The sequence below is a fragment of the Clostridium sp. AF37-5 genome, assembly GCF_003477605.1.
Classification (GTDB): Bacteria; Bacillota; Clostridia; order Lachnospirales; family Lachnospiraceae; genus Eubacterium_F.
This window is the reverse complement of record NZ_QUDR01000005.1, coordinates 101,483-116,100: the sequence shown is the minus strand read 5'-3', so window position 1 is coordinate 116,100 and position 14,618 is coordinate 101,483. Positions and strand designations below refer to the sequence as shown.

Below are 14,618 nucleotides of genomic sequence, written 5' to 3'. Positions count from 1 at the left end.
ACCAAAATAGTTGACAACCCTGTCAATATTCGATAAAATGATAAAAATACAAATAGAATACAAAAAAGAGAGGAAGAGAAAAGATGGGAACTATTATTGGTGAAGGCATTACATTTGACGACGTATTATTGGTACCCGCATATTCTGAAGTAATACCGAATGAAGTTTGTTTGAAAACTCATTTGACAAAGGACATTGAATTAAATATCCCTATGATGAGTGCAGGGATGGATACGGTAACAGAACACCGCATGGCAATTGCGATGGCACGTCAGGGTGGTATCGGAATTATTCATAAGAATATGTCTATAGAAGCGCAGGCAGAAGAGGTTGATAAGGTAAAACGTTCGGAGAATGGTGTTATTACGGATCCATTTTATCTTTCTCCGAATCATACATTGGCAGACGCAGATGATTTGATGGCAAAATTCCGTATTTCAGGTGTTCCAATTACAGAGGGACCAAATAAAAAGCTGGTTGGTATTATTACAAACCGTGATTTGAAATTTGAAACCGATTTTACGAAAAAAATCAGTGAGTGTATGACATCGGAAGGGCTCGTGACAGCACCGGAAGGTATTACATTAGAGGAAGCAAAACAGATTCTGGCAAAAGCCCGTAAGGAAAAACTGCCAATCGTAGACAAAGACGGAAACCTGACCGGACTTATCACAATTAAGGATATTGAAAAACAGATTAAGTATCCAAATTCAGCAAAGGACAAGCAGGGCAGACTTTTGTGTGGTGCCGGTGTTGGTGTAACGGCTAATATCATGGATCGTGTGAAAGCGCTGGTAGATGCACAGGTAGATGTCATTGTTATTGATACGGCACATGGTCATTCCGCAAATGTATTAAAAGTTGTAAAAATGGTTCGTGACGCATATCCGGATTTGGGCATTATCGCAGGTAATGTGGCAACCGGAGAAGCTACCCGTGCTTTGATTGAAGCCGGTGTTGATGCAGTAAAAGTTGGTATCGGACCTGGTTCTATCTGTACAACCCGTGTGGTTGCCGGTATTGGTGTACCACAGATTACTGCAATTATGGATTCTTACAACGTAGCAAAAGAGTATGGTATTCCGGTAATTGCCGATGGTGGTATTAAGTATTCCGGAGATATGACAAAAGCAATTGCGGCCGGTGCAAATGTTTGTATGATGGGAAGTATTTTTGCCGGTTGTGACGAGAGCCCGGGAAGTTTTGAATTGTTCCAGGGAAGAAAGTATAAAGTATATCGTGGCATGGGTTCCATTGCAGCGATGGAAAACGGAAGTAAAGACCGCTATTTCCAGCAGGATGCTAAGAAATTAGTTCCGGAAGGAGTAGAGGGACGTGTTGCATACAAAGGTTCAGTAGAGGATACGGTATTCCAGTTGATTGGAGGAATTCGTTCCGGTATGGGATATTGTGGCGCAAAGACGATTGAAGATTTGAAGGAGAACGGACACTTTGTGAAAATTTCCGCTGCTTCTTTGAAGGAGAGCCATCCACATGATATCCACATTACGAAAGAGGCACCAAACTATAGTGTCGAATAAAAAAAGAAGATACTCTTCGCGGACGAGAAAAAGACGGACGTCGAAGAGAGGGCGCTGCGCACTGATTATCAGTGTCGCAGCGTTTTTCATCCTTTTATGCTGTGTGATTGTTTCCTTTATACTGAGAAATAACCGAGACAACACCGTGCAGGCACAAAAAATACTTCCGAAATTATCGATACAGACAAAACTGATTCAGAAAAATAAATATTCGAGACCGGGAATTGCGCTTAGAAAGGTGAAAGGTGTTGTCGTTCACTATACGGCAAATCCGGGAACGGATGCAGAAGACAACCGAAATTATTTTAATAATCTGCCCAAAATTAATGCCGGAAAACAAAAGGCGACTTATGCCAGCAGCCATTTTGTGATTGGCTTAGAGGGACAGATTGTCCAATGTATTCCGTTAAATGAAATTGCCTACGCCTCCAATGGGAGAAATTACGATACCATATCCATTGAGTGCTGTCATCCGGGAAAAGATGGAAAGTTTAACAATGCAACCTATCAGGCGCTTATTGAACTGGTTTCGTATTTGTGTTTGAAATATGATTTGACAAAAGAACAAGTGATTCGTCATTATGACGTGACGGGGAAACTTTGTCCGTTGTATTTTGTGAAACACGAAGATGAATGGAATCAATTGAAAGATAAAATAGAAAAAAACTGCCAAACCATTTCCAAGTCTTAAAGGATGGGTGGCAGTTTTTTATTTATAAAGTCATGTGAATTTCTGTTTCCTGTGGTGAATAGGCATGGTATTTGATTCCTGCGGATTTCATCATTTTTTTTGATGCAAGGACAGAAGCGGTGTTGGCATATTTATCTTCGGCGTAGATGACTTCGCAGATACCGGACTGAATTAACGCTTTCGTACATTCATTGCAGGGAAACAGCGTAGTGTATATTTTTGCCCCTTTTAAATTTGTGCCGGTATAATTGAGCAGTGCGTTTAATTCCGCGTGGCAGACATATAAATATTTAGTCTGCAGCGGGTCATCGCTGTCGCTGTCCCATGGATAAATATCATCGGAGCATCCTTGTGGCATACCATTATAGCCAACTGATAAAATTTTGTTATCCTTTCCTACAATGCAGGCACCGACGCTTGTGTGTGGGTCTTTACTGCGCATGGCGGAAAGCTTTGCAATTCCCATAAAATACTGGTCCCATGAAAGATAATTCGTTCGTTTCATAAATGCCTCCTTGTGTGTAGATGCAGTTATTCAGGATGCCCCGCTCTTAAATATTCGCATTTTGAACACTTCGTGTTCTATTTCGCCTTTTACAGTGCTCCTGAATAGTTATTTGCCTTTTGTAAAAAAGAAGGAGCCGTTTACCAGCTCCTTTCTATTCATTCGACGGGTAGAATTGTAGTTGCAGTACGACTGCCCTCTACATTACGCAAGTTTGTTTACAGCGATTGTTAAACGAGAAACTTTTCTTGCAGTAGTATTCTTGTGATAAATACCTTTTTTAGTAGCTTTATCAAGTTCTGATACAGCAGCTTTCAATGCAGCTTCAGCAGCAGCCTTATCGTTTGCAGCGATAGCAGCATCAACTTTCTTCACAGCTGTTTTTACACGAGAACGAACAGATTTGTTTTTCTCAGCTCTTTTTTCAGCTACTAAAATTCTTTTTTTTGCAGATTTAATGTTTGCCAATTCCAGCACCTCCATCGTAATAATTAAATTCATTCTTTGTTTGGTTTGGCTTGTCGGACACGGACAACAGCACAAACACACCTAATTATCTTATTATATATACCACATATTGTCAAGTAAATAGTTGCAAATTAACATAAAAAATAAAAAATAGGACACAATAAATTTGTGATTGGATGCAAAACAGTGCAGGAGGCGGCAAAAATGACCGAAAAACGGACGGACTTAGCATTAGAGGCAAGAGAGAGTTTTCCCAGAAATCATGTAGAAATACAGGGGGTTGTTCTGGAAAAGAAAAAATGTCTGCAAGGCAAGGTGAAAATTACGACGGTAATTATTCGGGATGAAGCAGGCAGCAAAGCAATGAAAAAACCAAAAGGAACTTATATTACAATCGAATCACCACTTATGCTTCATGGAGATATTGACGAGAGAGAGCCATTTTTGCTCTGTGTCTGTGAACAGTTGGAAAGTATGATAAAGGGACTTCGTAAAAAGAGCGTTTTGGTTGTTGGATTGGGAAACCGGGAAGTGACCTCGGATTCATTAGGACCGAAAATGACAGACGCCCTTTTTGTGACGAGACATTTTAAAGAAGAATTTGGTGCATCTTTTATGCAGGAAAATGGATATGGCTGTGTGAGTGCAATAGCACCCGGTGTCATGGCGCAGACCGGAATTGAGACTGAAGAGGTATTACAGGGGATTATACGGAAGACAAAACCGGATTTGGTAATTGTTGTGGACGCATTAGCATCCAGAAGTGTGCAAAGGCTTTGTACAACGGTACAGATTACAGATACGGGAATTGAGCCTGGTGCCGGCGTTGGAAACCGCAGGAAGGAACTAACCAAAAAGACGCTTGGAATTCCGGTTGTTGCAATTGGTGTTCCTACGGTTGTAGATGCGGCAACCATTATTTCCGACCATTTGGAGCATGTATTAGAGAAACAGGGGTATTCGGAGGAGGAAATTGAGCGGTTTATTTATGAAATTCTGACCGAGGAAACAACCGATGTGATGGTAACGCCGAAAAATATTGACGAATCGGTAAATCAAATTAGTAAAGATCTTGCAAAAGTATTAAATCATTGTTTTCAAAAACGGGATAATTATGGAAACAGCAGCATATCCTTTTATGAAAAAGAAGATATGAAGAGAGAATGAAAAATGAAGTTTGGCATGCGGGTCGCAATTGGGGTGTTTGTCACCTCTTTAGCAGGAGCGCTTTTTGTTATAAAAGATGCAGGGAAAATGGAAATAGCAGAGGAAGCGGGAAGATTTCTTGCAAAGGAGAGTTGTTTTTGCCTTTGGAATGGACAAGAAGGACGATATGTGTTAGCGGAACTCTTAGGGGGACAGTCTTATTTTGAGCCAAATCAGGCGCTGGCAGAAAGTGATGCGGGAAAGGAAAAACTGGCAGTAGTTGAAAACCGTGAACTGCAGGAAGGACAGATACCAAAACCAAGTGAGCCGCTTATTGGTGACGTGGAAGAAGAACAGCCGGCAGTGGAAGTGTCAAGCCAGGTTGTCCGCCACAAAAACAGTGCGGTGGAACAATTGCGGGAGTCACTCAGTGTGGATTATTTGTGGAAAAATTTTTATATTATAGATTCAACGACTTCTGTGACAAAAAAGCAGTTTGATGTGGCTGCGATGTTACATAAAAATTTGAAATTAAAAAAGGAAAAAGGGAAAAAACAAATTTTGATTTATCATACGCATGGTGCTTCGGAAGAGTTTTCAGACAGCAAAAAAAACGATATTAACGATTCCGTTGTCGGCGTTGGTACAGAACTTACAAAAGAACTGGAAAAAAGGGGATATTCCGTTTACCATGATACGACGAGATATGATTCTATTAACGGGGGCATTGACAGGAGTCTTGCATACAATAAATCACTGGAAGGGGTTCAAAATATACGAAAAAAAAATCCGGGTATTAAAGTGCTGATTGATTTGCACCGCGATTCGGTCGGTAAAGGAAAACATACGTATACTACTATTCAAGGGAAAAAAACGGCGATTGTCATGTTTTTTAATGGTATGAGCAGAACAAAATCGGGTGCCATTCCTTATTTATACAATCCGAATCTACAGGGAAATCTTGCGTTTAGTCTTCAGATGAAATGCACGGCTATGGAATACTATGAAGGATTTACCAAACCAATTTATTTAAAAGGATACCGCTACAATCTGCATTTGGAACCACGTTCGTTATTGATTGAGCTGGGAAATGAAAATAATACGGTAGAGGAAGCAAAAAACGCAGCAGCACCTTTGGCAGATGTGTTGGATAAAGTGCTTTCTCAGTGATTGCGGTATACATTTTTGAAATTTTTTATGAAAAAAAACAGAAAAAAACCTTGTAATTTGGTGCTTTGTCGTTTTGCGTCAAAAAAAGTCGTCCAACGAGCGCTTCTTTTTGGTAGAATAGAGACTAAGGAGGAGAAAAATTATGGTTCAAGAACAAAATGAAATTATTGGAAGACGTTTACAGGATGTGAGAGAAAGTGCCCATATGGATTTTTATGATATGGCAAAACTGCTCCGCGTGAGTGTAGGACATTATCGAAAGATTGAGAGAGGAGTGTATGGGCTGGATGTTGAAAAACTTGTTATTCTATATGAGAAGCTCGATGTAGATCCGCTGTATCTGTTAGCTGGCAGGCAGAAGGCAAGACGGGAATCAGTGGATTCACATCTTGCGATACGAAACCGCAGGGTGTGTGAACTGCTCGAATACTGCAAGCAGCAGCTAAGTGATGAAGGAGAGGAGTATCGGTGACAAAAGTTCTTGTTTTCTCAAAGTCAAATCCGATTAAAGACTGGGAAGCAGCCAAATGGAATCTTCAATTCTTATGTGTCGAAAGTCAGCAGGAAGCAATCCATATGTTAGAGACAAACACCATTCATGTTGTAGTAGTAGATATAGAGGAGAGGGAACAGGAAGGACTAGCCTTTGTTTCTTGTCTGAGAGGCTTACAGCGTTTTTATCTGCTCCCGGTGATTTTACTGGCAAAAGATGATACGTATGAAAGTCTGGCATTTCATGTATTTCATTGTTTTGATTATGTGATAAAACCAATTGAGAAAGAACGATTGGAAAAACTACTTCACTGGATTGACGGACGTTTTGATAACAAGGGTGCTGCAAAGGCGCTGGTGATAAACACACGGCTTGGTATACACATGTTTGAGGCAAAGGATATTTTGTATCTGGAAATCTGCAATAAAACGCTGTATGTTCATACCCGGTATGATGTCTTTTCGTTTCCGTACCGCAAACTTGGTGTCTGTATGGAGCAGTGTGGCGGTGACTTAGTGCAGTGCCATCGCTCGATTGCAGTAAACTGTTTGTATGTAGAAAAAATTGATTATGTAAATCGGCGGATTTGTCTGGTAAAGCAATATGGAAATGTCGCACTAGGAAGAAAATATATGAAAGGTCTTCGCAAACAATTTGACGAAAGAACACGGATTTCGTATACTGATAGTGTTTTTTCAGAGAGTTAAGGAGGTGTGAAAGATGAAAGATATCTTTTTGATTCGGCATGGAAGACAGTGCTCTAAATTGTGTAATGTCGATGTTTCTCTGGATGAAAGTGGGCGTAAACAGGCAAAACTTGCCGGAAAGCGTCTGATTTCTTATCAGTTGGAAAAGTTATACTGTTCACAGTTAATTCGCGCAAAAGAAACGGCAGAAATTATTGGACACTGTGTGAATCTGCCGGTTGAAGAAGTGGCAGACATCGAAGAAATCCATTTTGGTGGATTTACCGGGAAAACGGATGAACAGATTCGTACGGAATATGCTGAGTTTCGTAAGGAACGTGCGGCTCATAAAGAAGACCTTCCCTATCCGGAAGGCGGTGAGTGCGGACGTGATGTTGTCAGGCGGGTCATGCCAAAAATCAAACAAATTTGTCAAAGAGAGGAAAACAGAGTTGCTATTGTAACGCATGGCGGCGTAATACGCTCGGTGTGTGCCGATATTCTTCATACCGGTCAGGAGAACAAATTAAAATTTGGAATCGACCTCGAAAATACAAGTTTTACCCATTTGATTTACGATGAGGATAGAGACTTTTTTATTCTGGAGCGTTTTAATGATTTTGCTCATTTGGAGTCTCATCCGGAGTTACTTCGAAAAAACTGGAAAACATCTTTGGAGAGAAATGGATGAAAACTGGCATGGCAAAAAAATAAGAAACTGGCAGTTTTCATATAGCCAGCCTTTTGTATAATAAGAGAGAAATTTATACAGGAGGACAAAACAATGGATTCAAAAACAAAACAACAAACAGTACAGATGGGTACAGGAAAGATTACAGTATCCGAAATTACGATGTGCGGCGTATTTGCTGCCTTGACTTTTTTACTGACAAGATACATTCAGGTGCAGATTATACCGGCAAAAGGTGGTCTGGTTCACTTAGGTAATGTTCCGATGTTTTTTGCAGCAGCATTTTTCGGCAAGCGTGTTGGTGCGATTTGCGGCGGCGTTGGTATGGCATTATCGGATGTACTTTCTCCATGGATTGTATATGCTCCGGCAACTTTGATTGTAGTTGGTCTGATGGGCTTTGTATTTGGTTTAATTGTAAAGAAAAAACCAACGATTGTTAATCTGATTGCGGCAACGGTTGTTGTTCTTGCAATTAAATTAGTTGGTTATTATTTATTTGAGGTATTGCTTACATCAAGTTTTGTTGTGCCGCTGGCTTCGATTCCGGGCAACATTATGCAGATTGTAACAGGAGCAATTATTGCTATTCCGATTATTTTGGTATCACGTGTCGGTATGGCAAAGGTAAAACGTTCTATGGAAGCTTAATGGCGAAAAGAACGGACAGAAAGGATGATAAGAATGTATCAGATGATGACACCGGGACCTACGATGCCGGCAGCTTCTGTAATGGAAGCAAGAAGCAGGGCGTTTGCAAACCCGGATGTAGATGAGACATTTTGTGAAGAATACCATCAGGTATGCAAAGATTTGTCAAATCTTCTTGGCACTGACAACGAGACTTATGTATTGGGCGGCGAGGGGATTCTTGCCTTGGAGGCTGCCTGTGCAACCTTGACAGAGCCGGGGGATAAGGTGTTGGTTATTGATAATGGTATTTTTGGAAGAGGCTTTGCTGATTTTGTAAGTCTTTACGGCGGAGAGCCAACCTTATATACCGTTGATTATCACTATCCGATTGTAATAGAAGATTTAGCAGAATACTTAAAAGAAAATCACGATTTTAAGTACGCAACAGTTGTTCACTGTGATACACCAAGTGGTGTGCTCAATGATATCAGTAAGATTTGCCCGCTGTTAAAGCAGTATGGGATTCTTACGGTAGTCGATGCGGTTGCCTCTATGTTTGGTGAAGATGTGAAAGTCAATGAATGGCAGATTGATGTGATTTGCGGCGGTTCACAGAAAGCTTTGTCGGCGCCACCGGGACTTGCGTTTGTTACAGTGAGTGAGGATGCCATGAAAGCGATGGAAAGCCGGAAAACCAAAGTGGCTTCTTTCTACTGTAATATTCTTGCATTTAAGAACTATTACAAAGATAAGTGGTTTCCATACACGATGCCAATCAGTGACATTTATGGTCTCTGTGAGGCGGTAAGACTGGTGAAGGAAGATACCGAGCGTGTAGCCCGCCATCATAAGATTGCCGGGGCAGTAAGAAAAGCAGTGAAAGAAGCAGGTTTATCTCTTTATCTGGATTACGGAGATTCCGCTACTGTGACTGTTATTAATGTGCCACAGGGACTGCGTGATATAGATATTATCAACACTATGAAAGATAAATACGGTATTCTGATATCCGGCTGCTTTGATGTTCTTGCCGGTAAAGTAATCCGTCTTGGGCATATGGGAAATAATGCAAGAGTTGAGAAGGTGGCAGATATGTTATCTGCGTTTACGAAGGCATTAAATGATTTAGGTTTTTCCTGCTGGTGTGATATGAAAGAAAGTTTTTACCGCAGCTTATAAGCGAAGATTGCAAAATCCCTCTTTTCATGATATTCTATTGTGAAATGGGGGATTTTTTGAAAGTGAGGCAACAAAAGAGTGGATTTTAGAGAATTTTTACGACAAGGATTTGTGGTATTAGACGGCGCAACCGGTTCAAATTTACAGCAGGCCGGTATGAAAAGCGGGGATTGTCCGGAGCAGTGGATTGCAGAACACCCGGAAGTGTTTATTGACTTACAGTGCCGATATATTGAGGCAGGTTCGGATGTCCTTTATACACCGACATTTACCTGTAATCGAATTAAATTAGATGAATATGGACTTGCGTCTAAGCAGGAAGAACTTACGAAAACATTGGTGGGTCTTACAAAAGAAGCGATTCGCAGAAGTAAAACAGACCGCAAAATTTATGTTGCCGGGGATATTTCCATGACCGGGCAGCAGTTGGAACCGATTGGAAGTATGCCGTTCGAAGAACTGGTAGATGTTTATAAACAGCAGGTTCGTTTGTTAGTGAAAGAGGGCGTCGATTTATTTGCGATTGAGACGATGATGAGTTTGCAGGAATGCCGTGTTGCCTTGCTGGCGGTAAAAGAAACTTGTGACATACCGGCGCTTGTGACGCTTACGTACCAAGAGGATGGACGGACGTTGTATGGAACGAGCCCTGAGACAGCATTGGTTGTTTTGCAGTCGATGGGGGCAGATGCCATCGGAATTAACTGTTCGACAGGACCGGATAAGATGGTAGATGCGGTAAAAGTGATGGCGGAATATGCTTGTGTTCCGCTTGTCGTAAAACCAAATGCCGGACTGCCGTTTTTGCAGGATGGTGTGACGTGTTACGATATGGATGCTGAGAGTTTTTCAGAGGCAATGATGCCGCTTGTGGATGTTGGGGCAACTGTGCTTGGCGGATGCTGTGGAACAACGCCGCAGCATATTCAGAAACTTGTCGGCCGGTTAAAAGAGAAAAAAGCAAGAGAAATTCCGGAGAGGAAAAGTATACGTGCCTTGACAACAGAGCGCAACATTACACCGATTTCATTAGATGGAAGATTTCGAATTGTCGGCGAGAGAATCAATCCTACCGGGAAAAAAGAACTGCAGGAAAAACTGCGTGCGGGTGATTTGAGTCTTGTTATGGATATGGCAGAAGAACAGGAAAAATTAGGTGCATCAATTCTGGATGTCAATATGGGAATGAATGGAATTGACGAAAAAGAGATGATGTTGCGTGCGGTTAATGAGTTGACAATGACAGTGGATTTGCCGCTTAGCATAGATTCGAGTTATGTTGACGTTGTGGAAAGTGCCCTTCGTATTTATCCGGGACGAGCTTTGATTAACTCGATTTCTCTGGAACCGGAAAAGTTTGAAAAATTAATACCGATTGCAAAAAAATACGGTGCAATGTTTATTCTGCTTCCTTTGTCAGATGCCGGACTTCCAAAAGATTTGGATGAGAAAAAAACGATTATCCATACAATATTAGACGAGGCAAAACGTCAGGGAATGGCAGAAGAAGATATTGTCGTGGATGGTTTGGTGGCTACGATAGGAGCAAATAAAAATGCCGCGCTTGAAGTGTTGGAGACGATACGCTACTGTAAAAATGAATTGGGTGTGGCAACAATTTGCGGTCTTTCCAATATATCCTTTGGACTGCCGGAACGAGTTTTTGTTAATACAGCATTTTTAACACTTGCGATTGGACAGGGACTTACGATGGCAATTGCGAATCCATCTCAGACGCTGCTTGTCAATGCCGCACTTGCTTCGGATTTGCTTTTGAATAAAGAAGAAGCGGATTTGCATTATATTAATGGTGTGGCGGGAGCTGTGATTACGCAGAGCCAGCCAAAGAATGAAGTAGCAGAGGAAGACGGCCACCCGTTGTATTTGGCGGTTGTCAAAGGAAAGAGCGGACATGTGCTTGAACTTGTGGAAGAAGAACTGAAAAAGGGAACCGAGCCGTCTGAGATTATTGATAAGTATTTGATTGCGGCAATTAATTATGTCGGCGAATTATTTGAGCAGAAGAAATATTTTCTCCCTCAGCTTATTGCCAGTGCCGAAACGATGGAAAAGGCGATTAACCGTTTAGAGCCGCTTTTGGAGGCGGCAAGAGGGAATGAAAAACTGGCAACTATCGTGGTGGCAACCGTAAAGGGCGATATTCACGATATTGGGAAAAATCTGGTGGCACTGATGCTGAAAAACTATGGGTATCATGTCATTGATTTAGGAAAAGATGTGGAAACACAGACAATTTTAGATACTGCGAAAGCTGAGAATGCTTCGATTATTGGTCTGTCTGCCCTTATGACAACGACGATGATGGAGATGAAAGAAGTTGTGGATGAGGCAAAGAAGCAGGGTGTAAAAGCCAAGATTATTATTGGAGGCGCAGTAGTGACAGAAAGTTTTGCTGAAGAAATTGGAGCAGATGGCTATTCGGCAGATGCCAGAGAGGCGGTTAAAGTAGTGAACCGTCTGCTTGAGAAGTAAGAAGAGAGGATTTTGATGGTGGTTGATGTAATTATTCCGGTATACCGTCCGGAGAGAGAAAAATTGACAAAACTAATTGACTGGCTGAACAAACAGACTGTAAAACCTTCACATGTATTTTTTATGCAGACGTTAGTTGAGGAAAAAGAAGATGAAGAAGTTTTACAGATGTTACAAAAGGCGGAAAATGTGGAGTTTGTTCCGATTGAGAAAAAGGATTTTGACCATGGCGGCACCAGAAATAAAGGGGCGGCCTTGTCAAAGGCAGATTATATGCTCTTTATGACGCAGGATGCAGTTCCGGTTGATGCTTACCTTATTGAGAATTTGGTACGGGCAATGGAAGAGGAAGAAGCCGCAACAGCCTATGGAAGACAGTTGCCGGATGATACGGTTGGTGTGATTGAACATTATACAAGAGAGTTTAATTATCCGGCAAAGAGCTATGTGAAATCCAAAAGGGATTTGGAAACAATGGGCATTAAAACGTATTTCTGCTCAAATGTCTGCGCAATGTACCGTAAAGATGTATATGAAAAAATGGGCGGCTTTGTGCTTCATACCATTTTCAATGAAGATATGATTATGGCATCGAAAGTGATACAGGCAGGATATAAAATTGCTTATGTGGCAGAGGCGATGGTTATCCATGCTCATAAATACACTTACAGACAGCAGTTTACGAGAAATTTTGATTTGGCAGTTTCCCAGCGCCAGTATCATGAAATTTTTGATGGGGTGAAATCGGAATCCGAGGGAATGCGGTTAGTGAAAAACACGATGAAATATTTGTTCCGTCATGGAAAATGGTATCTTGTGCCGGATTTGATTTTCCAAAGCGGCTTTAAGTTTTTAGGATACCGGTTTGGCAAGAAGTATGATAAACTTCCGCTCTGGCTGGTAAAGAAATTTTCGATGAATCCATCGTATTGGAGGGATAAGGAGTGAAAGAACAAGTTGAGATTGTTATGGCAACATATAATGGTGAAAAATATATAAAAGAGCAGTTGGATTCCTTGCTTTCACAGAGTTATCCGGATCTTTTAGTGGATGTATGTGATGACGGCTCTACGGATGGCACGGTTTCGATTGTAAAGGAATATGAAAAAAAGGACAGTCGTGTACGTCTCTTTGAAAATAAGACAAATCAAGGGTATATAAGAAATTTTATGTCTGGCATTGTTCGCTGTGACAGCCCGTATATTATGCTGTGTGACCAGGATGATATCTGGAATTGGGATAAGGTAGAGCTTACCTTGGAGAAAATGAAACAGATGGAGAGAGAAAATCCGGAAAAGCCGGTGCTTGTCTTTACCGATGCCATGAATTTTGACAGCAGTACCGGAAAAAAACTGGGACGTTTTCACGAAATGAGTCATTTGAATGTAAAAAAGGTTGACACCGCGCATCTTTTTATGGAAAATAAGTGTATTGGCTGCACCATTATGATGAACCGGGCAATTCTTCCGTATTTGAAAGAGCTGCCGGAAGAAATACGGGTGCATGACTGGTGGCTTGCTTTGATATGCAGTCACTTTGGTGCCATTGGATATTTGCCGGAGGCGACGCTTATGTACCGCCAGCATGAAGGAAATCAAATCGGAGGAACATCGTATTCCGGTTACTTAAAAAAAAGAGTTTCCAAAATGAAAGAGCAGCGGCAGGTACTTTTTGACACGTATCGGCAGGGAAAAGCTTTTTTGCAGGTTTTTGATTCAAAGATGACCAAGGAACAGAGAAAAACGGCAACGAAGTTTGCGGCAATGACGGATGCTTCCTTTTTGGGACGACGCTATCTGGCATTGCGGTATGGTTTTTTGAAAAGCGGTCTGATTCGAAATGCAGGATTGTTTTTCTTATTATAAATACGAGAGAATAGAAAGAGAGGCCTGATATGGGTAAAACAAAAGCGGGAAAAGGGAAGATTGTGGCAAGAATATTTCTTGTGATTGGAATTTTGCTGTCGATGACGGCAGGCAGTGGTTTGGCTTATGTTAAGCATACCGGAGATAAAATGTTGGGTTTGATGAATTATGACAAATCGAATAAAGTATCCGGGATGGATTTGAGTAAATATGCGTTAGACAGTGATACAGAAATTGTGAATATTTTATTGGTTGGTGCAGATAAGAATCTGGATGAACAGGATAAGGATGTTGAGAGACGTTCGGATTCGATGATGATTGCAACTCTGGATATTAAACATAACAAGCTGAAACTGACTTCTTTGATGCGTGATATGTATGTGGATATACCGGGATATGGCGGTTATAAATTAAATGCTGCTTATTCCTTTGGCGGTATCAAATTGCTTTATAAAACATTGGCGAAAAATTTTGGTATCAAATTAGATGGTTATGTGGAAGTGAATTTCGACGCCTTTGTTAATGTTATTGATGAACTTGGCGGTATCGAGGTAAATCTGACTGATTCAGAGGCACTGAATCTTCGTCAGACCAATTATATCAAACGAAGAAAGTACCGCAGTGTGAAAAAGGGAAAACAAATCTTTAACGGGCAGCAGGCACTTGGCTACTGCCGGATCCGTCATGGTAAGAGACAGCCGGACGGTCATTATCCGGGCGTTTATACGGCAAGCGGAAAAGGAGATGATTACGGAAGAACAGAACGTCAGCGTCTGACGATGCAGGCAATTCTTAAGAAGGTAAAACAGTTGTCTCCGGAAGAGATGATTGAACTGGCAGAAGTGATTATGCCAAACGTAAAAACAGATGTAGATGAGCGGGATATTTATTCATATCTGCTTGCTGTTGTACGGATGGGTACGACAAAAATCCATCAGTTCAGCCTGCCGATTGAAGGCGGCTATACAAGCCAGACAATTCGCGGTCAGTCGTGCCTTGTGCCGGATTTGCCAAGCAACAAATCCGCACTTAAAAAGTTTCTCTTTAAGAGTTGACA

At 41.3% G+C, this 14,618-nt stretch carries 15 protein-coding genes; 13 read left to right on the top strand and 2 right to left on the bottom strand.

Annotated elements, in window-relative coordinates:
- The first annotated feature begins 83 nt into the window (after positions 1-83).
- Positions 84-1,541 (top strand): IMP dehydrogenase, encoded by a 1,458-nt coding sequence (gene guaB / locus DW019_RS05005; RefSeq protein ID WP_022376910.1) that lies wholly within the window; start codon positions 84-86, stop codon positions 1,539-1,541.
- On the top strand, positions 1,531-2,232 hold the full coding sequence (locus tag DW019_RS05000; protein ID WP_347474403.1) for a peptidoglycan recognition family protein: 702 nt from the start codon (positions 1,531-1,533) through the stop codon (positions 2,230-2,232). The genes guaB and DW019_RS05000 overlap by 11 nt, the downstream gene beginning before the upstream one ends.
- A 22-nt stretch (positions 2,233-2,254) precedes the next feature.
- Here the strand turns inward: DW019_RS05000 and DW019_RS04995 are convergent, their stop codons facing one another.
- Both DW019_RS04995 and rpsT read right to left on the bottom strand, forming a co-directional pair.
- Positions 2,255-2,737 carry a dCMP deaminase family protein gene (locus DW019_RS04995; RefSeq protein WP_117478062.1) on the bottom strand — a complete coding sequence of 161 codons (483 nt, stop codon included), beginning with the start codon at positions 2,735-2,737 and terminating at the stop codon, positions 2,255-2,257.
- Between the two features lie 204 nt (positions 2,738-2,941).
- A complete protein-coding gene (gene rpsT / locus DW019_RS04990) occupies positions 2,942-3,205 on the bottom strand; it encodes a 30S ribosomal protein S20 (RefSeq protein ID WP_022376913.1) in 264 nt (87 codons plus the stop codon).
- 204 nt (positions 3,206-3,409) lie between these two features.
- Here rpsT and gpr point away from each other — a divergent pair, with 204 nt between their 5' ends.
- From gpr to DW019_RS04935, 11 genes are all read left to right on the top strand, one after another.
- The gene (gene gpr, locus DW019_RS04985) at positions 3,410-4,372 is read left to right on the top strand and encodes a GPR endopeptidase (protein WP_022376914.1); all 963 of its coding nucleotides are present in this window, start codon (positions 3,410-3,412) and stop codon (positions 4,370-4,372) included.
- 3 nt (positions 4,373-4,375) lie between these two features.
- Positions 4,376-5,521, top strand: a complete 1,146-nt coding sequence (gene spoIIP / locus DW019_RS04980; RefSeq protein WP_118442719.1) for a stage II sporulation protein P — start codon at positions 4,376-4,378, stop codon at positions 5,519-5,521.
- Positions 5,522-5,663: 142 nt separating this feature from the next.
- The gene (locus DW019_RS04975; protein ID WP_022376916.1) at positions 5,664-5,993 is read left to right on the top strand and encodes a helix-turn-helix transcriptional regulator; all 330 of its coding nucleotides are present in this window, start codon (positions 5,664-5,666) and stop codon (positions 5,991-5,993) included.
- On the top strand, positions 5,990-6,721 hold the full coding sequence (locus DW019_RS04970) for a LytTR family transcriptional regulator DNA-binding domain-containing protein (RefSeq protein ID WP_118442718.1): 732 nt from the start codon (positions 5,990-5,992) through the stop codon (positions 6,719-6,721). The genes DW019_RS04975 and DW019_RS04970 overlap by 4 nt, the downstream gene beginning before the upstream one ends.
- Positions 6,722-6,734: 13 nt before the next feature.
- Positions 6,735-7,391: a histidine phosphatase family protein gene (locus DW019_RS04965; protein WP_118442717.1), complete on the top strand. Its 657-nt coding sequence runs from the start codon at positions 6,735-6,737 to the stop codon at positions 7,389-7,391.
- Positions 7,392-7,484: 93 nt separating this feature from the next.
- The gene (locus DW019_RS04960; protein ID WP_207663919.1) at positions 7,485-8,042 is read left to right on the top strand and encodes an ECF transporter S component; all 558 of its coding nucleotides are present in this window, start codon (positions 7,485-7,487) and stop codon (positions 8,040-8,042) included.
- Between the two features lie 33 nt (positions 8,043-8,075).
- Positions 8,076-9,203 (top strand): alanine--glyoxylate aminotransferase family protein, encoded by a 1,128-nt coding sequence (locus tag DW019_RS04955; protein ID WP_118442716.1) that lies wholly within the window; start codon positions 8,076-8,078, stop codon positions 9,201-9,203.
- A gap of 78 nt (positions 9,204-9,281) precedes the next feature.
- Positions 9,282-11,696, top strand: a complete 2,415-nt coding sequence (locus tag DW019_RS04950; RefSeq protein ID WP_243024100.1) for a homocysteine S-methyltransferase family protein — start codon at positions 9,282-9,284, stop codon at positions 11,694-11,696.
- A 15-nt stretch (positions 11,697-11,711) separates the two neighbouring features.
- Positions 11,712-12,644 (top strand): glycosyltransferase, encoded by a 933-nt coding sequence (locus tag DW019_RS04945; protein ID WP_118442715.1) that lies wholly within the window; start codon positions 11,712-11,714, stop codon positions 12,642-12,644.
- Positions 12,641-13,561 carry a glycosyltransferase family 2 protein gene (locus DW019_RS04940; RefSeq protein WP_118442714.1) on the top strand — a complete coding sequence of 307 codons (921 nt, stop codon included), beginning with the start codon at positions 12,641-12,643 and terminating at the stop codon, positions 13,559-13,561. The genes DW019_RS04945 and DW019_RS04940 overlap by 4 nt, the downstream gene beginning before the upstream one ends.
- A 29-nt stretch (positions 13,562-13,590) precedes the next feature.
- Positions 13,591-14,616: an LCP family protein gene (locus tag DW019_RS04935; protein WP_118442713.1), complete on the top strand. Its 1,026-nt coding sequence runs from the start codon at positions 13,591-13,593 to the stop codon at positions 14,614-14,616.
- Positions 14,617-14,618 lie beyond the last annotated feature (2 nt).